Source organism: Mycobacterium sp., from assembly GCF_965230835.1.
Taxonomy (GTDB): Bacteria; Actinomycetota; Actinomycetes; order Mycobacteriales; family Mycobacteriaceae; genus Mycobacterium.
In genome coordinates this window covers 3,298,092-3,321,289 of sequence record NZ_CBDDLW010000002.1, presented here as the reverse complement: position 1 = coordinate 3,321,289, position 23,198 = coordinate 3,298,092, and the positions used below count along the sequence as shown (strand labels likewise).

Below are 23,198 nucleotides of genomic sequence, written 5' to 3'. Positions count from 1 at the left end.
CGAAATTACAGTACCTGAGGTCTAGACCCGCAGAGTGAAATGGCGATAGCTCGTCGAGCCCCCACGCGAGGCTGGCAGCGACGCTATTTAGGTAGCCCAACCGATGTGGCCAGCTAACGCCGACGCGACCCCTCCGACAAAAAGCCCAGCAGGTCGTAGCGGGTAATCACCCCTACCGGTTTGCCTTCCTCCACCACCATCAGCGCGTCCGAGTCACGCAACACCTCGCCGGCTACGCTGACCAACTCGCCGGCGCCGATCATCCGCAGTGGCCGGCTCATGTGCGTTGAGACGGCGTCGGCCAAGTGAGCGCGACCCTCGAAGACAGCCGACAATAGTTCGCGTTCAGAAACGCTGCCAGCGACCTCCCCCGCCATCACCGGCGGCTCGGCGCCAACGACTGGCATCTGGGAAACCCCGTATTCGCGAAGAATCCCAATCGCATCCCGCACGGTCTCGGATGGATGGGTGTGCACGAGGGCGGGCAGCGCACCCGATTTGCGACGCAGCACATCACCGACCGAGGGCTGCTCGGTGGATCCGTCGAGTCTGCTGCGCAGAAACCCATACGACGACATCCATGCATCATTGAAAATCTTCGACATGTAGCCCCGGCCGCCATCTGGCAGCAGAACCACGATCAACGCGTCGGGGCCGGCTTGCTCTGCGACTCTAAGCGCGGCTACGACGGCCATTCCGCACGATCCCCCGACCAGCATCGCTTCTTCGCGAGCCAGCCGCCGGGTCATGTCGAACGAGTCGGAGTCGGAGACCGAAATAATCTCGTCGGGTATCGACGGATCGTAGGCTGCCGGCCAAAAGTCCTCGCCCACCCCCTCCACCAGGTAGGGGCGCCCACTACCACCCGAATACACCGACCCCTCGGGGTCGGCACCAATGATGCGCACGCTCCCCTCCGGTCTTCCGCGCGACACCTCTTTGAGGTAGCGCCCCACCCCACTAATCGTGCCGCCGGTACCGATGCCGGCAACGAAGTGGGTGATCTTGCCGTCCGTGTCGGCCCATATCTCCGGACCGGTGGTCACGTAGTGGCTCGCTGGCCCTTCCGGGTTGGCGTACTGATCGGGTTTCCACGCACCGTCAATTTCGCGGACCAACCGGTCGGAAACGCTGTAGTAGCTGTCCGGATCTTCTGGTGGCACCGCCGTCGGGCATACGACCACCTCGGCCCCGTAGGCGATCAGCACATTGCGCTTGTCCTCGCTGACTTTGTCGGGGCAAACGAACACGCAGTGGTAGCCGCGGCGCTGCGCGACCAGAGCAAGACCAACGCCGGTGTTGCCTGATGTGGGCTCAACGATGGTGCCGCCGGGCTTCAGCTGCCCACTGGCTTCGGCGGCGTCGATCATCTTCGCCGCAATCCGATCCTTTGAGCTGCCACCGGGATTGAGATACTCGACCTTTGCGACCACGCTGCCCGCCCCGCTGGGTACGACGGAGTTCAGGCGAACCAGTGGTGTGCCGCCAATCAGGTCACTGAGGTGCTGCGCGATTCGCATGCGTTCATGGTGTCAGGTGGTTGCGGGTCCCGTGCATCCGCTCTCTTGGCATACCCCCGCGCCGGCCGAAGCACTCGCCGAGGTTCAGCCGGTGGCCTCGCGAATGTACTGCCCTATCTGCCGCAATGAGCGGACCGCCTCCGGCACCACGGGTGCCGCAAGCTGAAAATCGTGAACCTGACCCGGCCAGACTCTTACCTCAGCCGGCACACCAGCCGCAGCCAGCCTGGCTGCCGCCAACTGCGCGTCGTGCAACAGCACCTCGGACCCGGACACATGAATCAGCGTCCGTGGCAAACCCGGTTCGATGTGCTCCAGCGGCTCATAAATCTCCTCAGCCTTGCCGTCAACAACGTTCCTGGCGGCCGCTCCAGCAACCAAAGCGACAAGCGCGTCGAATGCTCTTGCCGGAAACATCGCATCCGTTTTGATGTTCGGATGCGCTTGCTTGAACTCCTTTGCTAGCTGCAGCAGTGGCGAGATCGCAACGAGGGCCGCGGGCTCCTCCCCATCGTGCTGCTGCAAACGCTGAGCAAGAGCAAGAGCCAGGTACCCGCCGGCCGAGTCGCCGGCTAGCACAATCTGCTCGGGCTCGTACCCGCGCGATCTCAGCCACTGATAGCCATCGTTGCAGTCGTCGAGCGCCATCCCGACCGAATGCTTGGGCAACAGCCGATAGTTGACCACCAGCACAGGCGAATCAGCAAATTCCGACAACATTTCCACAAGCCTGCAGTGCGAGTTAGCTCCACAGGTCAGAAACGCGCCGCCGTGCAAGTAGAGCACCGCCCGACGCTTGCCATCCGCGGGTAGCACACCAGCCGCCCGCACAAGGCGAGCACTGGCATTTGGCAAGCTCACAGCGTCCCGTGTCGTAGTCGTGACCGGCGCGACAACACGCGACGCCAGGTCGATGAGACCCCACGGCCATGGCAGGTGCGGAACGTAGCTACCGACAGCCACAGCCGGCCTGATCGTCAGCCGAGATGTCAACGTAGCTAATCGCGCAGCAATACTTGGACCAGACTCGACAACCTCCACCGGGGCGCCATCGCTGATTGCGAACCTGCGTGCCTCAAGTCTACGTGCCTTCAGGACGTCCCGTGGACGAATGGCATACCGAGGTGAGCCGGATACCTTACTAGGTGCAGTCATGCTCAATACTTCCTACGTCTTTGTAGTCCGAAACAGCATGTGCCGGAGAAGCCGAGCGCCCGGTTGAACTGCCATCCAAGGCGTCCAGCCAACTCCGTAAACTTAGCTTTACAGCATAATCCAGGCGAAGCGCACAATGAGTCTGATTCGATACCACAATTGATCCACACCGTAATCGGTTTCTTATTCAGGAGCCCGCGCAAAGACGGAAGCCGATCTAAACTACTTGTGTGGACATACGGGTACCGCGGCGTTCGAAGATCGCCTTGGCTACCGCGGGTGCACTCGCTTCGACGGGCAGCGCCTATCTGAGCGCGCGCAACCTTCTGGTTGGCCAGGCTATCCAAGCGCGCACGTTATCCCCAAATCCTTCGACGCCCCGCCCCGCGCCGATGGCGTGTACAACGGCTGCGACGGGCCCGTGCAACGCTGGCGACGCGGGATGCCTGCCGAGTTGCACCTGATGATGTTCGGCGACTCAACAGCAACTGGGTACGGCTGCGTAAGTCCGGAGGAAGTACCGGGCGTACTGATCGCGCGCAAACTCGCCGAGCAGTCCGGAAAATGTGTCCGACTGAGCACCAAAGCCATTGTCGGGGCCACCTCGACAGGCGTCTGCAGTCAAGTCGACGCGATGTTCGTAGCGGGACCGCCGCCGGACGCAGCAGTGATCATGATCGGAGCCAACGACGTCACCGCCCTCAAAGGTGTCGGCCCGTCCGCGCAACGGCTCGCTTCAGCTGTGCGAAGGTTGCGGGCTCGCGACGTGGTCGTAGTGGTTGGTACCTGCCCCGACCTAGGGGTGATTACCGCTATCCCGCAGCCATTGCGCTCTCTGGCGCACACGTGCGGCGTGCGACTTGCCCGAGCCCAAGCCGTCGCCGTCAAGGCCGCAGGGGGCGTGCCCGTGCCGCTCGCGGATCTGCTGGCTCCCCAATTCCGTGCGGTACCCGAGCTGATGCTCTCCTCCGACCGCTACCACCCTTCGGCGTCGGCATATGCGCTCGCCGCCGCTCAACTACAGCTCGCGCTGCGCAACGCATTGGGCATAGACACCGCCCCCACACATCCATCGCCATCGCGGTCCGCCACTTCCACACTCGGCAGTGGCCGCCCAAGGCAAGCCATCATGTCTCGGCTACGTCGGCGGCCGCTACCGACCGACCGCACACCCTTGCCGGCAACGGTCGCACCGCCGGGCTAGCCCAATTGCCCGGCTCCTCACCGGGCCGCCGCCCGGCCCGCATTGTCGCCGGGCTAGCCCAATTGCCCGGCTCCTCACCGGGCCGCCGCCCGGCCCGCATTGTCGCCGGGCTAGCCCAATTGCCCGGCTCCTCACCGGGCCGCCGCCCGGCCCGCATTGTCGCCGGGCTAGATTCGAACGCGCAATACCAAAACGGAGGGAACCGCCATGCCAGAAGCCGTCATCGTCTCCGCTGCCCGCTCACCGATCGGCCGCGCGATGAAAGGGTCGCTGGTCAGCATGCGGCCCGACGACCTCGCCGTTCAGATGGTGCGCGCCGCACTCGACAAGGTGCCCGCGCTGAACCCAGATCAAATCGACGACCTGATCCTGGGGTGTGGCCTGCCCGGCGGTGAGTCCGGATTCAACATGGCCCGAGTCGTCGCGGTTGGACTTGGCTACGACTTCCTGCCGGGCACCACGGTGAACCGGTATTGCTCGTCGTCGCTGCAGACCACGCGGATGGCTTTTCATGCGATCAAGGCCGGGGAAGGCGACGCGTTCATCTCCGCCGGTGTCGAAACCGTGTCCCGGTTCGGGAAGGGCAACTCTGACTCTTGGCCTGACACCAAGAACCCGCTGTACGACGAAGCGCAGGAACGCACGGCAGCCGCGGCGGCAGGCGCTGACGGATGGCACGATCCCCGGACCGACGGAAACCTGCCCGATGTCTACATCGCCATGGGCCAGACCGCGGAGAACGTCTCCATCATTACCGGTGTCAGCCGCGCAGACCAGGACCACTGGGGAGTGCGCAGTCAGAACCGCGCAGAGGAAGCGATCAAGAGCGGATTCTTCCAACGGGAGATCGCCCCGGTAACCCTGCCCGACGGCACCACCATCAGCACTGATGACGGCCCACGACCGGGAACCACCTACGAGAAGGTCAGCGAGCTCAAGCCGGTGTTCCGACCCAACGGCACCGTGACAGCCGGGAATGCCTGCCCGCTCAACGACGGCGCCGCCGCCCTGGTGATTACCAGCGACACCAAGGCCAAGGAACTCGGCCTGAAGCCGCTGGCACGGATCGTGTCCACTGGTGTCAGCGGTCTGTCCCCCGAAATCATGGGCCTGGGCCCGATCGAGGCGTCCAAGCAGGCGCTCCAACGAGCTCGCATGTCGATCGGCGACATCGACTTGTTCGAGATCAACGAGGCCTTCGCGGTCCAAGTTCTGGGCTCAGCCCGCGAATTGGGTATCGATGAGGACAAGCTGAATGTCTCGGGCGGGGCTATCGCACTGGGTCATCCATTCGGCATGACCGGTGCGCGTATCGCTACCACGCTGCTCAACAACCTCACCACTTACGACAAGACGTTCGGGCTCGAAACCATGTGCGTTGGCGGCGGCCAGGGTATGGCAATGGTGGTCGAGCGGCTCAGCTAAAGCGTTCTCGGCGAACAGCGGCTTCCCTGTGTGTGTTCAGGGCCGACTAGTCGCTGCAAACGACAACCGGTCCGCACGCAAAAAGCCGGCACGCGTACGTGCCGGCTTTTTCGCCTAGCTGACAGCACCCCCAGAGAAGTACCCCAGCGGTTTTCAGCAACCTAGTCGTTCTGCAGATAACTGAGCAGACGCAAGATCTCGATGTACAACCAAACCAGCGTCACGGTCAGGCCCAGCGCTATACCCCATGCAGCCTTCTCCGGTGCTCCGGCGCGGATCATCTGGTCCGCGGCGTCGAAGTCAATCAGGAAGCTAAACGCTGCGATGCCGATGCACACGAGCGAGAAGATAATCGCCAGTGGCCCGCCACTGCGCAGGCCCAGGCCCTCACCGCCGCCGACACCAAACATTCCCAGCACAAGGTTGCCGATCATTAGGACCAGGACACCGAACATGGAGGCAACCACCATGCGAGTGAACTTGGGCGTGACCCGGATCGCTCCGGTCTTGTAGACCACAAGCATGCCGAAGAACACGCCCATGGTGCCCAGGATCGCCTCACCGATGAGGACACCGGCATTGGCCGACGCCACCGTGAAATTCGCCAAGATGAAGGAGATAGCGCCCAGGAACAGGCCCTCAAGCGCGGCGTAGCTGAGCACGATCGCGGGGTTGTCCTGCTTGCGACCGATGGTGGCAACCAGCACCAAACCCAAACCGCCCAGCGCGCCAACCAAGGTCAACGGCATCGCCAGCGCGAGATTGGAGGCGACCAGGAAGTACGAGACGACTGCGGTGGCCGACAACATGGCCAGCGTCAAACCGGTCTTGGTGACGACATCGTCGATCGTCAGTGGCCGTGCGGCCCGAACCTCTCGCGGTTCCTGGTACGAAGCCAGGTAGGGATCGGTTTGGTACCCCTGCTGCGTCTGCGCCGCACCAGTGCCGAATTGCGCATATCCGCCCCTCTGCTTAGGCAGCGAACGAAAAACCGGGTTGCTTGATTCCCGCACCGTCGGATCCTCTCTTGTGACTGTGGCCTCGAGACGTGCGAACACATCTTCAACGATTAATGGCTGGTCCGGGTTCCCAGCGGAGCTGCTGTTTTCCGGTCCGTCCATACGCATAACTTGCCGTCTGAATCACGATAAACCCTAGCCCCGCGAACAAGGCGCAGCGAGTCACGATCTAGATTGCTGATCAAACTCTTGGGAAACACTCTGGGCGACATTCTCCAGCAAGAATTCAGGGACCGATGCCGGCGAGGAGAGGCGAGAGCGTGACCGCGGGATCCGATGACGTTTTGATCCGAGTCGATGATGGTGTCGGCTTTGCGACACTGAACCGCCCCAAAGCCATCAACTCGCTGAACCAATCGATGGTGAACACCCTGACCTCGGTGCTCGCCGGCTGGGAACACGACGACACAGTTCGTGCAGTGGTGCTCTCGGGCGCCGGCGAACGCGGGCTGTGCGCCGGCGGCGATGTCGTGGCGGTGTACCACAGTGCTCGCAAGGACGGGGCGGAAGCGCGGCACTTCTGGCGCACCGAATACCTACTCAATCGACGAATCGCCCGATTCGCCAAACCGTACGTGTCCATAATGGACGGCATCGTGATGGGCGGTGGTGTCGGCGTCAGTGCGCATGCGAACACCCGGGTGGTGACCGATACCTCCAAGGTTGCGATGCCCGAGGTCGGCATCGGGTTCATCCCCGACGTTGGCGGTGTGTACTTGCTGTCCCGGGCGCCCGGAGCACTGGGACTGCACGCCGCACTCACCGGAGCGCCGTTTTCCGGCGCCGACGCCATCGCACTCGGATTCGCCGACCACTTCGTACCGCAGACCGAGCTGGGCGCTTTCACCGCAGCTATCGTCAGCGACGGCGTAACGGCCGCACTCGCCAGCCACGCCATCGAGCCCCCACCGAGCACGCTGGCCGCGCAACGTGGCTGGATCGACGAGTGCTACGCGGGTGACAGTGTCGCCGAGATACTCGCGGCATTGGATGAATACGGTGCCCGAGCCGACGCAACACTTGCCCAGGATGCCGCTCGCATGATCGGCGGCCGCTCCCCCATTGCACTGTCGGTGACTTTGGCAGCGGTACGCCGGGCCGCAAAACTTGAAACGCTTGAGCATGTCCTGACCCAGGACTACCGGGTGTCGTCCGCCTCGCTGCGGTCACACGATCTGGTGGAAGGTATCCGTGCACAGCTGGTCGACAAAGACCGCAACCCCAAATGGTCGCCGGCGACACTGGCCGAAGTCACCGCGACCGACATCGACGCGTATTTCGCGCCGGTCGACGACGACGTGAGTTTTTAGAAAGGCGAGTGTGGTGGCATCCAAAGCAGAAGAAGCAACCTACGAAACCATCCTGGTCGAACGCGATCAACGAGTCGGCATCATCACGCTGAACCGCCCCGCCGCACTGAACGCGCTCAATACCACGCTGATGCACGAAGTCACCAACGCCGCAACCACACTGGACGACGACCCAGGCATCGGGGCAATCATCATCACCGGTTCGGCCAAGGCGTTTGCCGCCGGTGCCGACATCAAGGAAATGGCCGGTCTGGCGTTCGCCGATGCATTCGGCACCGACTTCTTCGCCACCTGGGGCAAACTCGCGGCAATCCGCACTCCAACGATCGCCGCAGTAGCCGGACACGCGCTAGGCGGCGGCTGCGAACTTGCGATGATGTGCGACATGCTGATTGCAGCCGAAACTGCGAAGTTCGGTCAGCCAGAGATCAAGCTGGGTGTGCTGCCCGGCATGGGTGGCTCGCAGCGCCTGACGCGGGCCATCGGAAAGGCCAAGGCGATGGACCTCATCCTGACCGGACGCACCATCGACGCCGCCGAGGCGGAACGAAGCGGACTGGTGTCGCGGTTGGTGCCGGCCGAGGACTTACTGACCGAGGCCAAGGCCGTTGCAACCACGATTTCGCAGATGTCGCTGTCGGCAACCCGAATGGCCAAAGAGGCGGTGAACCGGGCTTTCGAATCCCCCCTGTCCGAAGGTCTTCTGTACGAACGCCGGCTTTTCCACTCGGCCTTTGCCACTGAAGATCAGTCCGAAGGAATGACCGCCTTCATCGAAAAGCGCCCGCCCCGCTTCACCCACCGATGAGCGAAGCGGGTCCTGCAACGACAGCCGACGCCGGCGACAAGCCCGGCGTCGGCAGCGAGGAATCCGGTAACGCCGCTGCCGCCTCAGCAACCCCGGGACCCCAAACCAAACAGCGACTCACGATCCGCAACGCGTGGTGGAGTCGTCACTACACATTCACCGGCACCGCGGTCGGCCTGATTTTCGTGTGGTTTTCGATGACACCGTCACTACTGCCACGCGGCCCGTTGTTCCAAGGATTGGTCAGCGGCTGTTCCGGTGCTATCGGCTATGGCCTGGGCGTCTTTGGCGTCTGGCTAGTCCGCTACATGCGCTCGAAGAACTCCAGCCCGGCGGCGCCGCGCTGGGCATGGCCACCCCTGATCGTGGCCGGTGCGGCTGGCATGGTCATCATGGCAATCCGATTCCATGTCTGGCAGGACGACGTACGCGATCTGATGGGCGTCGAGCACCTGCAATGGTACGACTACCCGCTTGCGGGGGCGTTGTCGCTGATCGTCTTGTTCACACTGGTCGAAATCGGCCAGTTCATCCGGTGGGTCGTTAGTTTTCTGGTGCGACAGGTCGATCGGATCGCGCCGTTTCGCGTCTCAGCAGCCATTGTCGTGACGCTTCTGACGGTGCTGACGATCACCCTGCTTAACGGCGTGGTGCTCAAATTCGTGATGAATTCCTTGAACGGCACCTTCGCCGCAGTCAACAACGAGATGAGTCCCGATTCCGCGCCACCGAAAACCCCACTGCGTTCAGGTGGTCCTGGTTCATTGGTGTCCTGGGAATCATTGGGCCATCAGGGCCGGATCTTCGTCAAGGCCGGTCCCACCGTCGCCCAACTCACCGCATTCAACGGAACGCAGGCCGCTCAGCCAATCCGGGCCTATGCCGGATTGAACTCCGCGGATGGCATCGTCGCCACCGCGCAGCTCGCAGCGCACGAGTTGCAGCGCACCGGCGGCCTGCAACGCGCGGTCGTCGCGGTGGCCACGACCACCGGAACCGGCTGGATCAACGAAGCAGAAGCCGCTGCGCTGGAATACATGTACAACGGCAACACCGCGATCGTCAGCATGCAGTATTCATTTCTGCCCAGCTGGTTGTCGTTCCTCGTGGACAAAGAGAACGCTCGGCATGCCGGCCAGGCACTTTTCGAAGCCGTCGATGAGCTGATCCGACAGATGCCGGAATCGCAACGCCCGAAGCTCGTGGTGTTCGGCGAGAGTCTGGGTTCGTTCGGCGGCGAAGCGCCGTTTATGAGCCTCAACAACGTCCTCGCCCGCACCGACGGGGCATTGTTCAGCGGGCCGACGTTCAACAACACCATCTGGACTGACCTGACTGCCGGCCGCGACCGTGGGTCACCGGAGTGGCTTCCCATCTACGAAGACGGCCAGAACGTCCGCTTCGTCGCTCGCCCCGAGGACCTGCGGCGCCCGAAGGCCCCATGGGGCAAGCCGAGGGTGGTGTATTTGCAGCATGCCTCCGACCCGATCGCTTGGTGGACCCCCGACCTGCTGTTCAGCAAACCTGATTGGCTGCGGGAAAAACGAGGCTACGACGTCCTACCCCAAACACTGTGGATCCCGGTAGTGACGTTCCTTCAAGTCTCGGCAGACATGGCGGTGGCGGTGCAGGTGCCAGACGGGCATGGCCACCACTATGTCGCCGCCGCCGCCGACGGTTGGGCCGCGGTGCTGTCACCGCCCGGCTGGACGCCAGAGAAGACGGCGAAACTGCGACAACTGTTGCACGCCGATGCGAAACCACTGGCTTCGCCAGGCGACAACAACTCAAGCGGCTAACCAGCGGTCCAGCTCGGCCAACACTCCACCAGCCGCCAGCGCGTGGTAGCCACCCACGACATCAGTGGACCGATGCAGGCCAATATCCAGCAGCGCTGCAGCCGCCAGACTCGACGTATAACCCTCCGAACACACAATGACCCACTCGACGTCGTCGCCGACGGCCTGCGGTAACCGGGCGTCGCTGGTCGGGTCACACCGCCATTCCAAGACGTTGCGTTCGACTATCAGCGCACCCGGCACATCGCCTTCACGCGCACGCTGGGCCTGCGGCCGAATGTCGACCAGCACCGCACCGCGCTTGACCGCACCTAGCACGCGACCGGCGGGAAGGCGCCGATACCGGCTGCGTGCGTCGATCAACACCCGCTCGATCCGGCTCATTGCGGCCCCTCGGGTTCGTCGGTCAATTCGGTACGCTGGCGCCGCAAGGTATTGCGCTCGGTGACCCGGTAGTACGACATCGCGGTCAGCGGCGGCGAATAGGCGTGCACGCTCAGGGTCGGCTGCAAAGACCTGGGCGTCGAACTGGCGTCCCTAATCGTCGACGCCGGCACCACGAGGGGCCCCTTGATAGGCCTGGGCGCCCAAACCACGTCGTGCACCCAACCCAACGGAAACCCGGCTTGATCGCCGCCATCGAGCCTGCGACGCCGCAATCGCGTACCGTCCCATCGGAATTCATTGAGCGCCCCGGACAACACTGTCAAAGCTCCGAGCGACCCACCGTGATCATGCAACTCTGTCGCATGCCCAGGGACCCAGCTGATCAACCAGATATCCAGTTCCTCGTCGCCATGGATGCGGGTGAACCAACGCTGAGTGTCTGGTACACCGCCCTCGGGAAGCAGATGATCGCAACGTCCGCTGAGCACCTCGTCGGCGGCTTGATCAGTGACGCGCAACAGGTCGGGCACTCGTAGCCGCGTCGGCCCCGAGCATGGGAACGATGGGGTCAGCGCCCGCGGCGATGCCGAACTGAGGGCTGAAGGCGTGATGTCGGGGGTGAAAAGCGGCTCGAAAACCGGTGTAGCCATGGGGCAACTCCAAAGCGTGAAACGGATTGGGCAAGAGGCGGCACGTTAAGGCCGACAACACTCCCGAAATCCGATGCGCTCCGTCACGCGAGCCAGTGTTGCATAGATTGAGATCGTGCGTTGGTTCCCTCATCGCCCCCAGCAGCGGGACGCGATCTACAAGACCGTGCTTGCCGCGGCGATATTGTCGGCTGCCGCGGGCTGCTCGCCCAGCGACACCAACGACCAAGCCCCTTCCCCGCCGACGCACTCACAACCAGCAAGTTCGCTGCGGCACGGTACAACAGGCATCTCTGGCGCTGGTGTGACGACCAGGGTCGACGCTCCGGCAGATTCCACCGAGGAGGAGTATTACCAGGCCTGCCACGCCGCAAGACTGTGGATGGCGACCCAGCCCGGGACCGGCGAGCCACTGATCGAGCCATATTTGGCGATGGTTCAGGCATCGCCGTCCGGCGTTGCCGGCAGCTGGAATACCCGCTGGACCGACCTGCCCCCGCCGCGGCAGGCGGCGGTGATCATCGCGACAATCGCAGCCGCCAAGGACGAATGCGACTAGCGCGGTCTCCAATTCAGATCGGGATGCGCAAAACTGTCAGCCGGTTGTGTTAAGGCACGGTGCGCTGCGCAGAATGAAGGAATGCCCGGACCAGCAGCCGTCACCACCCAAGGGGTGGCTTCGACTCGCGTTGCGTTGGCGCTCGGCAGCGGCGGCGCGCGCGGGTACGCCCACATCGGAGTGATCCAGGAACTGCGAGAACGTGGCTACGAAATCGTCGGGATCGCCGGCTCATCCATGGGAGCGGTCGTCGGCGGCGTGCAAGCGGCCGGGCGACTTGACGAGCTCGCCGAATGGGCCACATCGCTGACGCAGCGCACCATACTGCGACTGCTGGACCCATCGATCACCGCTGCCGGAGTGCTGCGGGCCGAGAAGATCCTGGACGCGGTGCGCGACATACTCGGTCCAGTCGCTATCGAACAGCTGCCTATCCCATACACCGCAGTGGCCACCGACCTGCTGGCAGGCAAGTCGGTGTGGTTCCAACGGGGCCCGCTCGACGAGGCTATCCGGGCATCCATCGCGATACCGGGGGTGATCGCTCCACACGAAATCGACGGACGCCTGCTCGCCGACGGCGGCATCTTGGACCCACTGCCGATGGCGCCCGTCGCCGCGGTCAACGCCGACCTGACCATCGCGGTGAGCCTCAACGGCAGCGAAACAGGCGGCACCCGCGATGCGGAACCCGGCGTAACCGCCGAGTGGTTGAACCGTATGGTGCGCAGCACTTCTGCCTTGTTCGATGCCGCCACGGCGCGGTCGCTGCTCGACCGGCCGACCGCACGCGCGTTGCTGAGCCGGTTCGGCGCGGGGACCCCGGAATCGGATTTCTGGTCCGATAGCGCACCCGTCGAACGGAGCGCAGCTAGCCGTGATGCCCTCAGCGATACATCCGACGGACCCGAAGTACCCAAAATGGGCAGTTTTGAGGTGATGAACCGGACGATCGACATCTCCCAGTCGGCGCTAGCGCGACATACGCTGGCGGCTTACCCGGCCGATCTCTTGATCGAGGTTCCGCGCTCAACCTGCCGAAGCCTGGAATTCCACCGAGCGGGCGACGTCATCGCCGCCGGTCGCGAACTCACCATGCGCGCCTTGAACGCCCTCGAAGCCGCCGCTGAAAAGCCTGTGCCTCCTGCCGTCGAAGGCTGATCAGAACGGCGCAGCAGATAATTGATCGCCTAGGCGTCAAGGAATCGTGCAATGGCGTCCGCTTCGCGCCGCCCCTGGTCACGTCCGGCAGTCGCGGAGCCGGCGCGGCAGCGCGGATCCAGGGGGTTGGCACCGAATGCCGCCAACGAGGCATCGTCGGCAAACACGACGCATGTCGCGCCGGCGAACGCCGCAATCTCGACAGCTGGCCCCACCCCGAACGGCGATGGCGTGTCAGCGCCGGCCGGCACCAAGATCACGGCCGCATCGCAATCGGCTGCAACGCCGAGGTTGACTGAGCTGGCCACCCCACCGTCCATGTAACGGCGGTCGGCAATGGTAACCGGGGGCCATACGCCCGGCACGGCGCAGCTAGCCGCCACCGCATCGGTCAGCTCGACACCTGATTGTCGATCGAAAACGACCAGCTCACCCGTTTCGGTGTCAATCGCCGTGAGCCGCAGCACCTGGCTCGGCCACTCGCGCGAAGGCAGGCGCTGGGCTATCACCTGACGTCGGACGGGCTCGGGAACGGTGTCGGTGGCCAACGCCACCGCAGCGATCCGACGCAACTGTTCGGTTGGGTTGGCCGGCTCCATTTCCGGCCCCGCGGTCTGTGGCTGCTGCAGGGCAGCCAGAAACAGCTCGGAGATCTCGTCGATATCGACACCAGGATTGATCTCCGCCGAAGTTTCGGCGCGTTGCGCCTCGAACAGCGCGTCCAGCGTGCACCCGCTGCTGATCTGCGCCGCAACCGCAGCGCCAGCCGACGTCCCCACCAACACATCGGAGTCGAGCAACAGTCGTGCCGCCGTTGGCGACTCGTCGGCGATGCCACGCAGAACACCTGTCTCCCAGGCGATTCCTGCCAGCCCTCCGCCGGCCAAAACAAGGGCGCGTCTGGTTGCCACGTCCACCTACTCTGCCAGCCCGGGTCAAGATAGCCGCCGCGTGTCCGGCAGAGCGTGCTGACCATCCTGCACCGGCGCGCTGAGATCCTGCCGGCGCAGCAGCCGCCGAGGCGGGTCGGGCAGGACCAGCTCACGGCTAAGCCGTAGTTCTGCGTCGACGTGGATCAGCTCCCCGGCCCGGAGCAAACACCAGCGAGAGTCGTCGTCCATGGGTTCCGTCGCGAACACCACCGACGGTCGTATGTGCAAACTTTGCGAGCGTGCTCGGATTCGCTTGGTGCGTAAATCGAAATCAGCATCCGGTCCGCGCGCCTCAGCATGACCGTCCGAGCGTCGGTCCAGTAGGTACAGCTCGTGGGTTTCCGGGTAACGCACTGCCCACATGTCGGTGGCCGTGCTCAACAGCACGTTGACCGCATATACAGGCACGTTCGCGGCCAGCCACCGTACCGCGCTGACCAGACCAGCTTTTTCGTCGCCACCATGAGCGCGGATCGAGGCGGTGATCAATGCGAACACACGCTCGGAATCAGTCTGGCCCAAGACCAAATCGTCGACGCCGACCTCGCGCAGATGTTCATCGATGACATCGAGCCCCTCGAGCACACCGTTGTGCGCGAAGATCCGACCATCCTGCACGAACGGGTGGGTGTTGCACATATCGAGCGAGCCGGTCGTCGCGTAGCGAACATGGGCCACAAATGTGGTTCCGGTCAACTCGTGTGCTTCCGTCGCGAACGCAGCATCCTGCCAAGCGGCTATCGGCTCCTTGTGCAACTCGGGCTGACCGCGCTCATCGAAGAGACCGATTCCCGCCCCGTCGGGATTCTTCTTACTTTGCTCAGACAAACTGTCTGGGGCGTCCAGCAGCCAAAACGTCGCAGGAATCCGGTTTGTCCCGGCATGCAAACCGAAGAGCCGACACATGACGTGGAGGGTAGCGAATCAGCTCCCACCAACCCAACACGGCGCGGCCACGCCGCCAAGACCGGCAGCAGTTGAATTGGCGTCAGCGCGCCAAGCCGGGAGCGGCGCGCCCGGTAATGAGCGGCAAATCGAAGAAGCTCTGGATGCCGGCGGCCGCGGCGCAGGTCGCCGGCACGGCATTGACGCAGTGCGCGGCGGTGGCAACGATACCGGGATTGCTCTGCAGTCCCGCCGCTACACTTTCCGGCTGCCATCCCTTGACGGTGACGAAGGTGTCCGGGTTGCCGCGCACTTCGACCTCGTAGCGCTCCCCTTCCGGCCCGAAAGACCATGGCGGGTTAAGGTTTTCCGAGCCCATCAACCAGTTCACACTGATCTGGACGACCACCGTCTCGCCGACCAGGGCTTCCCAGCGGAAGCGGCGCCCGGCGACCTGTCCAGGCTCGATCAGCCCTATTGGCGATTCGATGGGGGCGGTCGCCACGGCTACTTCTTGCGATGTGTTGATCTCGGGCTCGGCGGCGAAACCTAGCTGGTCGACACACAGCCGTACCGACTGGGCAAAACCTCCGTCCAGCAACTTTTGCATGGGCCCAGTCAACGCACTGTCCGGCGTGCCCCCGAAACCCATCACGTAACGCAGCACGTCGGGCGCCCCGTACGTGCGGAGGTCCGAAAACTCTTCGGCACGAACAAAAGTCACTCCTGTCGACATCACCGACAGCAGCAGAGGAAACAGCTCGGTCGCGGCACCAGGACCGATGCCGGCGCCGTGCAGCGTCGCATTGCCGGCCTGAGCGGCGACCTCCAGCGGAGCCGCTTCCTTCTCGCTCGGGTAGAACCAGCCGAGTGGGGTGACCACGTTCTTACCGGACCGCAGCAGTGCAGCAACCTCGTCGACACTTGGCATTAGCGGCGCGTAGATCACGGCATCAGCATCGAGCGCGAGTACTTCATCGATACTGTTGGTCGCGATCACTCCCAATGGCGGCGTGCCGATGATGTCGCCAACATCTTTGCCACGCTTGAGCTCGGAGTGCACCCAGCACCCTGCGAGTTCGAGTTCGGGGTGCTCCAACACGCCTTTGATCGCGGCCACCCCGACCGATCCGGTTGCCCATTGAACAACCCGCAGACTCATGCGCTTACACCTTCCTCGCGAGCAGACACAGAATCGCACGTTTGGGCTCGAAACTGTAGGCTTCCGCGTCTGCACACACCCGCGGTTGTGCTCAGTCACGCACCTCAATGACTTGGTAGAGGTCCTCGGCGTGCCGGGATCGAATAGTCTTCTTGTCGTATTTGCCCACGCTGGTGCGGGGAATCTCGTCGGCAAACACCCATCGTTCGGGCAACCACCATCGAACAACCTTTTCCGCCAAAAACGTTCGCAGCTCACCCGCTCCAACCGTCGCAGTATCCCCGAGGACCACCACGGCTAGCGGCCGTTCCTGCCAACGCTCATCGGGAACACCGACGACCGCGGCCTCGAGCACGTCCGGGTGCGCGATCAGATGATTCTCCAGCTCGACCGAGGAGATCCATTCCCCCCCAGACTTGATGACGTCCTTGGCGCGGTCGGTCAGGGTGATAAATCCCTGTTCATCGATACGGCCAACGTCGCCGGTGCGCAACCAGCCCGAGTCGAACTTGGAGTTGTCATGTCCGCGGTAGTACGAGCCGGTGATCCACGGCCCGCGAACTTCAATCTCGCCGACGGCGTCGCCGCCGGCGGGCAGCACCCGGCCGTCGTCATCGACAATCCGGGTTTCCACTCCGCACACCGGCTGACCTTGTGTGACGCGAAATTCCCAGTGCCGGTCCTCCCCGGTTTCCGGCGGCGGCCAGGCCATGGTGGCCAGCGGCGACGTCTCCGTCATGCCCCACAGCTGCCTGATCTGCACACCGTGCTTGTCTTCGAAGGTGCGCATCAACGATTCGGGCACCGCGGAGCCGCCGCAAGCGACCAGACGCAACGACGACACGTCGTGGTCTGGGTCCTTGTCCAGCTGATGCATGACGTCGTTCCAGATGGTCGGGACCGCGCCCGCCACGGTGGGCCGCAGCGTCTCGATCATGTGCACAAGCGAGCGGGCGTCCAGATACCGGTCGGGCAGCAGCAAGTCGGCACCGGCCATCAACGCCGCATATGGCAGCCCCCACGCGTTAGCGTGAAACATTGGCACAATCGGCAGCACCCGATCACTGGATCCCACTCCAATGCCATTGGCAGTGCACGCCGCCATCGTGTGCAGAAAGCTCGAACGGTGGCTGTAGACAACACCTTTGGGGTTTCCTGTGGTGCCGCTCGTGTAGCACATCGCAGCCGCGGAGTTCTCGTCGATCGACGGCCAGTCGAATTCGGTCGGCTCACCGTCAATCAGCTCGGAGAACCGCAGCAACGTCTTCCCGGACTCCTGCAGCGGCGCCGTATCGCCCTCCCCGACCGCGATCACGGTATGCACGGTGGTGAGATCGGCCAGCACCGGCGCGAGCACTTGAGCCAGAGATAGGTCGACCAGAACAACTTGGTCCTCGGCCTCGTTGGCGACATAGGCGATCTGTCCGGGGAACAGCCGGATATTGAGGGTGTGCAGGACCGCGCCCATTGCCGGAACCGCGAGATAAGTCGCTAGGTGCTCGGCGTTGTTCCACATGAACGTAGCAACGCGTTGGTCGCCAGTAATGCCAAGGCGGCGCAACGCGTTTGCCAGCTGGGCGGCCTGTTGTCCCAGGTCGCGATAACTGCTGCTCCGATAACCGTCACCAGTCGCGGTAGCGACAGTCCGCGAACCGTGCACACCACAACCGTGCCGCATGATCGCGGTAATCGTCAGCGGAAATGCCTGCATCGTGCCGAGCATCGATGTACCGCCTTACGGGTCGCGGCGCAGCACCGCCTCATGGTTGGTCGGGGCGAATGCTATCGCCACGTGAGGAGATGCGATACAAGCCGCCCCAAGACGCCTGTTCAACTCGCTGGGTCGAGCCAACCCGACCATTGAGTTCGACTCGGCTGGCTTAGGCCAGCGCCGCCTCGTATTGCAGCAGCTCAGGCACATCCCAATCAGACGTCGCACCGGTCTCGTGCACCGCGTAGTCAATATCGGAGGCCGTGGTGGACGCAACCGATGCCGCGGTGACGACACCGCGTTGATCAGCGATGTACAGGTAGTTCCCATCCGGGCTTTCGACCACGCATGACGGCTGTCGCACTGCGACGGTGCCGACGACATCGTGGGTGAGCGTGCACAAAACGGTCACCCGGTCTTCGCTTACCAGGTAAGCGTGGTCGCCGTCGCCACTGATCTGCAGCTGAGTAACGAGGCTGCCGATCTCCGCGATCTTTCGGGTGCTGGTGATCTCGTGTGTGCGGGTGTCGATGACGTCGATCACTGCACCGAATTCGGAACTGAGACCAGCGACATAACCGATCGCGCCGCTGGGGCTGAGCGCCACATCCCGGATAGCCGATCCCGTCTCAATGACGCCGACCACGCGGAGTCTGTTCTGTCCATCCTTGGCCTTGGCCCGGTCGGCGCTCTTCTTGTGCCGGCTCGAGTGGTCGCCGCCACGGGCCGGACCGGCGGCGGTCCGCGCGCCGGTGGCGATCACGACGAGCTGTCCACCGGAAGGGCCATTGGTGCCGACGTAGAGGCGAGTCCCGTCGGGACTCACGCGCACGCATTCGGTGGTAGTGCCCGCCGCCGTGGCGATGTCGATGACCTCCACCCGGTTGCTCTCGGTGTCGAGAACCGCGACATCGGCACCTCGTGCGCCATTGCGGCTGGCGTAGACGTATTTTCCATCGGGGCTCACGGTCACGTCGCTCACGCTGAGCGCCAGCGGATACGTCGCGATCAGCGCATTGGTCGACATGTCGATGACTCCGATCGAGTCATATGCCGCTGACACAGTGCTGACGTACGCACGGTCCGCGTGCGCACCGCCGATCGCGATCGCGAACGGCTCTTCGATGTCGCCGATAGTCTCCATCACCCGGAAGGTGTCGGTGTCGATAACCGAGACGGTGTGCCGGCCGTAGTTGCTCACCAACACCCTGCTGCCGTCCGCGCTGACACCGATGCTGCCGATCGGACCGTTGCCCACCGGGATCTCGACGACCTCCGGCGCGGCACCGATCCCGAAAACCTGGACGTCCGATCTGCCCCGGACATCCCCGCCGGCCTTCCGGCCGTTCACACCGCTCACGTTGGCACCGCCTTTGCTGTAATCGCCACAACCCGCGCGGACGACAGGTGCCGCTACGGTCCATATCAAACAGATATCAGTACCGATAAGGTGCTGTTACGATTGATCCAACGCGAGTCTAGCCGTTGAATTCCCGCCAGAGACTGTTCATTTCGGGTGTTGTAACCGACGTCACGCGATCAGCTCAGGATATTCACAGGATCCAATTTTCGAGAATTTCCACAGGCACTCGTCGGCAAAGCAACCCGAATGCCCGAACTGCGCCTGAAGCGAATTGAGCTAACATCAGCGCCACCCCGACGAGGCCGAAGTCGCGTTAGGAAACCCTCATCACCCCCGCACGGAAAGAGTTATATATCACATTCCGCGCGCCTCGGCGTGGCACTCTGGACTCAATTCGTCAAAGCCGGTCCGAACCAGTGGGTGATCGCGCCACGCAATCGATCGGATGCGGCGGGCTCAAGCCGGTCAGTAGCCCATGCGACGTAACCATCCGGGCGGATTAGCAACGCCGCAGCAGGTGCGTCCCGACTTCGCGCGATCACGACGTCGACCCGATCTCGCCAGACCTGCGCGGTTTCCGCGAACGCGCCACCGGTCAGGTCGAGCAGCACCGGACGCGCCGGGCGCATGAGCTCGGCCACGCGTCGTCCGTCGCACAGCGTCAGGTCTGGAACGAAACGCCCCGACAGCCGATGGACGTCGCTGACCTGGTAACGAACGTCTGATCCGGCCAATAGGTGCGCGAAATACGCCGGAGCGCCCGACCTAGCCGACAATTCGCCCATGAGGCTGCGCAGACCAGTCACCTCGGGCCCCGGCGCCATCAGAGCGAGCTGCGCAGTCGACTGCATCATCACCCGGTGACCAACCGGATACCGTTCGTTATGGTAGGTGTCCAGCAAATCTCCCGGAGCCCAGCCATGTATCGCGGCGGCTAGCTTCCAGCCAAGGTTGACAGCGTCCTGCAATCCCAGGTTGAGGCCCGGACCACCCAGCGGAGAGTGCACGTGCGCGGCATCGCCGACTAAGAACACATTGCCCGCGCGGTAGCGGTTGGCCTGTCTGCTGTTGAGGCCGTTGATCCGGCGCAGCGGATTCGGCAGCGGCAGCGGCTCGAATGGCAGATCGACACCGAGAACCCGGCGTAGGCTCTCCCGGAATTCGGGCACGGTGAGCGAGGCCTGGTCAACTTCCGAGTCGCTGCCAAATTCCATAGTCCCGACCAGCGTCCGGCCAGGTTCGGCATCGACGAGCAGAATCAATACTCCGTTGTCGAAGCGGTGGTGCCCAGACGACAATCGGCCGAACCCGGGAATATCGATCGCGCCGAACCCGAAGACGCCGACATCCGGGTCACCCCCGTCGTGGGCACGCAGGTCGTCTGGAATATGCACATCACCGATGCGAACAACCACCCTTGTCGTACTTCCAGGAAAGTCGATTCCAGCCCGCTTGCGGACCGAACTCCGTCCCCCGTCTGCCCCGATCAAATATCTGGTGTTCAGCTCGTAGGCCCCGTCGGGTCCGGTCACTGTCGCAGTGACGCCGCGCTCGTGCTGGACCAGATCAGTCAGCGCGTGGCCCCAACGAATGCCGGCGCCTAAACTCTGCGCCCGTCTCTCCAGCAGACGCACCATCCGCGGCTGTTGGATCGGCAGAAAGTACATCGGATTGTCCGGTAACTCGCGGTAGTCCAGCGACATCCCGGCAAACAAACCACCAAGAACCGGCCGTGGCGCACCGAGGCGCCACCGAACTCGTGGTACAGCCCGCGCATGTCGATCATCCGGACCACCTGACCGACAAGACCGTTTGCTTTTCGCTCATCGGTGGGCCCGATCTGCGAATCCAGCACAATGGGTCGCACACCGCACAATGCGAGCTCGCACGCGATCATGAGGCCGTTGGGCCCCGCCCCGCAAACGACGACGTCGTCCATGCGGCTAGCCATCGGGCGCCATTTCACATCTCCCGTCGCCGCCGTGGGTCAGCACCGGAGGTATGTCGCAGCACTTCAGCCGCTACCGGCGAAGTGGGTGTGCGGCCGGGACAGGGCGGCGCCGTCGACGGTGATATCGAGCTTCTCGTTGTAGAACGCCACCAGACCGGCAATCGAGGCGACGGCAGGCAGCGGGTAGTGGTAGGTCCACGCCAGGTCGGCATGAACAGGGTGATCCGGACCCACCTGCACAGACCAGTAACCCGACGTCACACCTTTGTACGGACACAACGTCCGCGTCGACGTCGGCTTCAAGTACTCGAAGGCCACATCCGTTGGATCGATGTAATACCTTGTCGGCAAGCCCGTTTCAAAAAGCAACACCGGAGATCGAGTGTCGGCGAGCACGGCGCCGTCGAGTTCTACCCGAACGTGTCGATGTGCGCGCAACGCATCAACCCGCGAATACGGATTGCGCGGGTGCCCGTAGACGGGCTCGTCCTCCTCGAACCACCTCAGCCGATCCCATTCGAATCGCACAGTGCCCGCAACCGGGCCGTCGCCGTCGTCAAACACCCGGGCTGCCGACCGGTGGTCCTGGCCAACCCCGACCAGCGAGTGCAGCCTCGACGGACCCAACTGCACTGTCTGGGGATGATTCTCGTCGCGCAGGAATCCCGTGCGGACATCGGCCAGCGGGATGTAGTACTGCGGGTAGTAGGGCACCTCCCACACGTAGCGCGCCGCAATCGTATCGAAGACGAGCGCGTGGCCAAGATAGCCGCGGACCCGGCGAGGGGCAGGCTCAACCCTTCCCCGGGCAGCGGCCATTACCGGGTAGTCCCGATTGATGGTCATGTGTCGCCTCCGCTCCGTTACGGCCGGGCCGGTCGCGTTATCCATGGCGCCGCTTGTATTCGGCCGCGCGCCAACGTGAGAAAAATCCGCAAAGTCCTCGTTTGCTGGAGCACCCGCGAGGAGTCGATTCCCACCCAGACCCAACCAAGGTATCCCAACGATGAGCCGCCGCCGGGCAAACAGGTCATTCAACCGCCAGCAATCGAGTATGGTCTGGCCCGTGTCGTTTCGGCGTGAAAGTCAGGTTCGGGGGCGCCGACTGCGCCTCGACGAGGCGCTCTTGGAGCGCCTGTTGGTGACCCCGGTGGGCTACCAGTTCCTCCTGCACGTGGCACCGCGAATTGACAAAGCCCTGATTCCCCGGACAAAGGGCCGGCTGAGTTCGGCCGGATTCGACAAAGTCGGGCTGGTCACAACCACCGGGGCCAAGTCCGGAGCACAGCGCACCCAACCACTGGCACTCATCGACGATGGCGACGGCTTGCTGGCTATCGCTTCCAATTACGGACGCAAGAACCATCCCGCCTGGAGCGCCAATCTGAAGGAACACCCCATATGCACCGTCGAGTTCCGGGGTCCGCCCGCACGTCACCGTGCCGAGCTACTCACCGGCGACGCACGCGCTGCAGCGTGGACCACGGCCGCCGACTACTACATCGGCTATGAACGCTATCGCAGCAACTGCGCACCTCGCGAGATCCGCGTCTTCCGCCTGACACCCATCGCCGAGTGAGGTCGCACCCCGGCAGCCGCCGGTGTGAGTCGATTCGTGGGGACGCTGCCGCTGGACTATGCGATCCGTCTGCGCCATCGTCGCCTGGCGCTAGGCCTCGAAAGCATGCAATCCAGCGCTGAGCAATCGATGAAACCCACACGCGGAGTTCACAGACACGCTAGACATCAAGCATCGCACCCTTACAACGGGAGGTCACCATGGATGTGACGGTCGCGGCGGTGGTCGCGGTGTTCTTTTTCGGAATGGGGGTGTACGCACTCGCCGCGCCGGCAGCGATGCTGCGGCCGTTCGGTATCACGCTGCACGAATCGCAATCGAGGTCGGAAGTCCGCGCGGTTTACGGGGGATTCGGCTTGGCGATAGCGGGGATTCTGGTGCTCACCGCCATCAAGCCAGAGTTTCATCGGACCGGAGTCATGATCACCGTGGGCGTAGCGCTGAGCGGGATGGCCTTCGGCCGTGCGATCTCCGCGCTCATCGACGGCCGCACGCCGTTCTACCCCAATTGGCTTTACTTCGCCGTGGAAGCGGTTGGCGCAGCGGCGCTGTTGACCGCGGCGTAGCTCAGCTGGCCCGCCGGGGTAGACCGGCCGCGGTTGGTGTGATTCCTGCGGA

Annotated in this window: 19 protein-coding genes and 2 pseudogenes; 9 read left to right on the top strand and 12 right to left on the bottom strand. The window is 63.6% G+C overall.

What is annotated here, in order from left to right:
• Positions 1 to 113: 113 nt before the first annotated feature.
• Together ACO07W_RS15700 and ACO07W_RS15695 are read right to left on the bottom strand one after the other, a co-directional pair.
• Positions 114 to 1,520: a cystathionine beta-synthase gene (locus ACO07W_RS15700; protein ID WP_421844576.1), complete on the bottom strand. Its 1,407-nt coding sequence runs from the start codon at positions 1,518 to 1,520 to the stop codon at positions 114 to 116.
• 84 nt (positions 1,521 to 1,604) lie between these two features.
• Complete coding sequence (locus ACO07W_RS15695) at positions 1,605 to 2,675, bottom strand: alpha/beta hydrolase (protein WP_421844574.1); 1,071 nt, start codon at positions 2,673 to 2,675, stop codon at positions 1,605 to 1,607.
• Positions 2,676 to 2,905: 230 nt separating this feature from the next.
• Here ACO07W_RS15695 and ACO07W_RS15690 point away from each other — a divergent pair.
• Positions 2,906 to 3,879: pseudogene (locus ACO07W_RS15690) on the top strand (SGNH/GDSL hydrolase family protein).
• Between the two features lie 207 nt (positions 3,880 to 4,086).
• Positions 4,087 to 5,304, top strand: coding sequence for an acetyl-CoA C-acetyltransferase (locus ACO07W_RS15685; RefSeq protein WP_421844572.1), 1,218 nt, complete (start codon positions 4,087 to 4,089; stop codon positions 5,302 to 5,304).
• 161 nt (positions 5,305 to 5,465) lie between these two features.
• Here ACO07W_RS15685 and ACO07W_RS15680 read toward each other — a convergent pair whose 3' ends face one another.
• Positions 5,466 to 6,317, bottom strand: coding sequence for a Bax inhibitor-1/YccA family protein (locus ACO07W_RS15680; protein ID WP_421844570.1), 852 nt, complete (start codon positions 6,315 to 6,317; stop codon positions 5,466 to 5,468).
• A 242-nt stretch (positions 6,318 to 6,559) separates the two neighbouring features.
• On the opposite strand from ACO07W_RS15680, the gene ACO07W_RS15675 reads away from it, so the two are divergent.
• From ACO07W_RS15675 to ACO07W_RS15665, 3 genes are read left to right on the top strand one after another with little or no spacing between them, the layout of a single operon-like run.
• Positions 6,560 to 7,633 (top strand): enoyl-CoA hydratase/isomerase family protein, encoded by a 1,074-nt coding sequence (locus ACO07W_RS15675; RefSeq protein WP_421844568.1) that lies wholly within the window; start codon positions 6,560 to 6,562, stop codon positions 7,631 to 7,633.
• Positions 7,634 to 7,646: 13 nt separating this feature from the next.
• On the top strand, positions 7,647 to 8,441 hold the full coding sequence (locus ACO07W_RS15670; RefSeq protein WP_421844566.1) for an enoyl-CoA hydratase: 795 nt from the start codon (positions 7,647 to 7,649) through the stop codon (positions 8,439 to 8,441).
• Entirely contained in the window at positions 8,438 to 10,240 is a 1,803-nt protein-coding gene (locus ACO07W_RS15665) for an alpha/beta hydrolase (protein ID WP_421844564.1), read from the top strand. Before ACO07W_RS15670 ends, ACO07W_RS15665 begins: the two co-directional genes overlap by 4 nt.
• On the opposite strand, the gene ACO07W_RS15660 is transcribed toward ACO07W_RS15665, so the two are convergent.
• Positions 10,229 to 10,624: a rhodanese-like domain-containing protein gene (locus tag ACO07W_RS15660; RefSeq protein ID WP_421844562.1), complete on the bottom strand. Its 396-nt coding sequence runs from the start codon at positions 10,622 to 10,624 to the stop codon at positions 10,229 to 10,231. The genes ACO07W_RS15665 and ACO07W_RS15660 overlap by 12 nt on opposite strands.
• On the bottom strand, positions 10,621 to 11,277 hold the full coding sequence (locus ACO07W_RS15655) for a cysteine dioxygenase (RefSeq protein ID WP_421844560.1): 657 nt from the start codon (positions 11,275 to 11,277) through the stop codon (positions 10,621 to 10,623). Before ACO07W_RS15655 ends, ACO07W_RS15660 begins: the two co-directional genes overlap by 4 nt.
• A gap of 115 nt (positions 11,278 to 11,392) precedes the next feature.
• Here ACO07W_RS15655 and ACO07W_RS15650 point away from each other — a divergent pair, with 115 nt between their 5' ends.
• Positions 11,393 to 11,836, top strand: a complete 444-nt coding sequence (locus ACO07W_RS15650; protein ID WP_421844558.1) for a lipoprotein LpqV — start codon at positions 11,393 to 11,395, stop codon at positions 11,834 to 11,836.
• A gap of 81 nt (positions 11,837 to 11,917) precedes the next feature.
• Complete coding sequence (locus tag ACO07W_RS15645) at positions 11,918 to 12,997, top strand: patatin family protein (protein WP_421844556.1); 1,080 nt, start codon at positions 11,918 to 11,920, stop codon at positions 12,995 to 12,997.
• Positions 12,998 to 13,026: 29 nt separating this feature from the next.
• On the opposite strand, the gene ACO07W_RS15640 is transcribed toward ACO07W_RS15645, so the two are convergent.
• From ACO07W_RS15640 to ACO07W_RS15610, 7 genes and pseudogenes are all read right to left on the bottom strand, one after another.
• On the bottom strand, positions 13,027 to 13,908 hold the full coding sequence (locus tag ACO07W_RS15640; RefSeq protein ID WP_421844554.1) for a patatin-like phospholipase family protein: 882 nt from the start codon (positions 13,906 to 13,908) through the stop codon (positions 13,027 to 13,029).
• Positions 13,909 to 13,932: 24 nt separating this feature from the next.
• Positions 13,933 to 14,835: a class II glutamine amidotransferase gene (locus tag ACO07W_RS15635; protein ID WP_421844552.1), complete on the bottom strand. Its 903-nt coding sequence runs from the start codon at positions 14,833 to 14,835 to the stop codon at positions 13,933 to 13,935.
• 82 nt (positions 14,836 to 14,917) lie between these two features.
• Positions 14,918 to 15,976, bottom strand: a complete 1,059-nt coding sequence (locus tag ACO07W_RS15630) for a dihydrodipicolinate reductase (protein ID WP_421844550.1) — start codon at positions 15,974 to 15,976, stop codon at positions 14,918 to 14,920.
• Positions 15,977 to 16,067: 91 nt separating this feature from the next.
• Positions 16,068 to 17,699, bottom strand: a complete 1,632-nt coding sequence (locus ACO07W_RS15625; protein ID WP_421844548.1) for a long-chain fatty acid--CoA ligase — start codon at positions 17,697 to 17,699, stop codon at positions 16,068 to 16,070.
• A 157-nt stretch (positions 17,700 to 17,856) separates the two neighbouring features.
• Entirely contained in the window at positions 17,857 to 19,047 is a 1,191-nt protein-coding gene (locus tag ACO07W_RS15620; protein ID WP_421844546.1) for a YncE family protein, read from the bottom strand.
• 392 nt (positions 19,048 to 19,439) lie between these two features.
• Positions 19,440 to 21,001: pseudogene (locus tag ACO07W_RS15615) on the bottom strand (FAD-dependent monooxygenase).
• Positions 21,002 to 21,064: 63 nt separating this feature from the next.
• Positions 21,065 to 21,841: a DUF427 domain-containing protein gene (locus ACO07W_RS15610; RefSeq protein ID WP_421846035.1), complete on the bottom strand. Its 777-nt coding sequence runs from the start codon at positions 21,839 to 21,841 to the stop codon at positions 21,065 to 21,067.
• 226 nt (positions 21,842 to 22,067) lie between these two features.
• On the opposite strand from ACO07W_RS15610, the gene ACO07W_RS15605 reads away from it, so the two are divergent.
• Positions 22,068 to 22,580 carry a nitroreductase family deazaflavin-dependent oxidoreductase gene (locus tag ACO07W_RS15605; protein ID WP_421844544.1) on the top strand — a complete coding sequence of 171 codons (513 nt, stop codon included), beginning with the start codon at positions 22,068 to 22,070 and terminating at the stop codon, positions 22,578 to 22,580.
• Positions 22,581 to 22,780: 200 nt separating this feature from the next.
• Entirely contained in the window at positions 22,781 to 23,146 is a 366-nt protein-coding gene (locus ACO07W_RS15600) for a DUF4345 domain-containing protein (RefSeq protein WP_421844542.1), read from the top strand.
• Positions 23,147 to 23,198 lie beyond the last annotated feature (52 nt).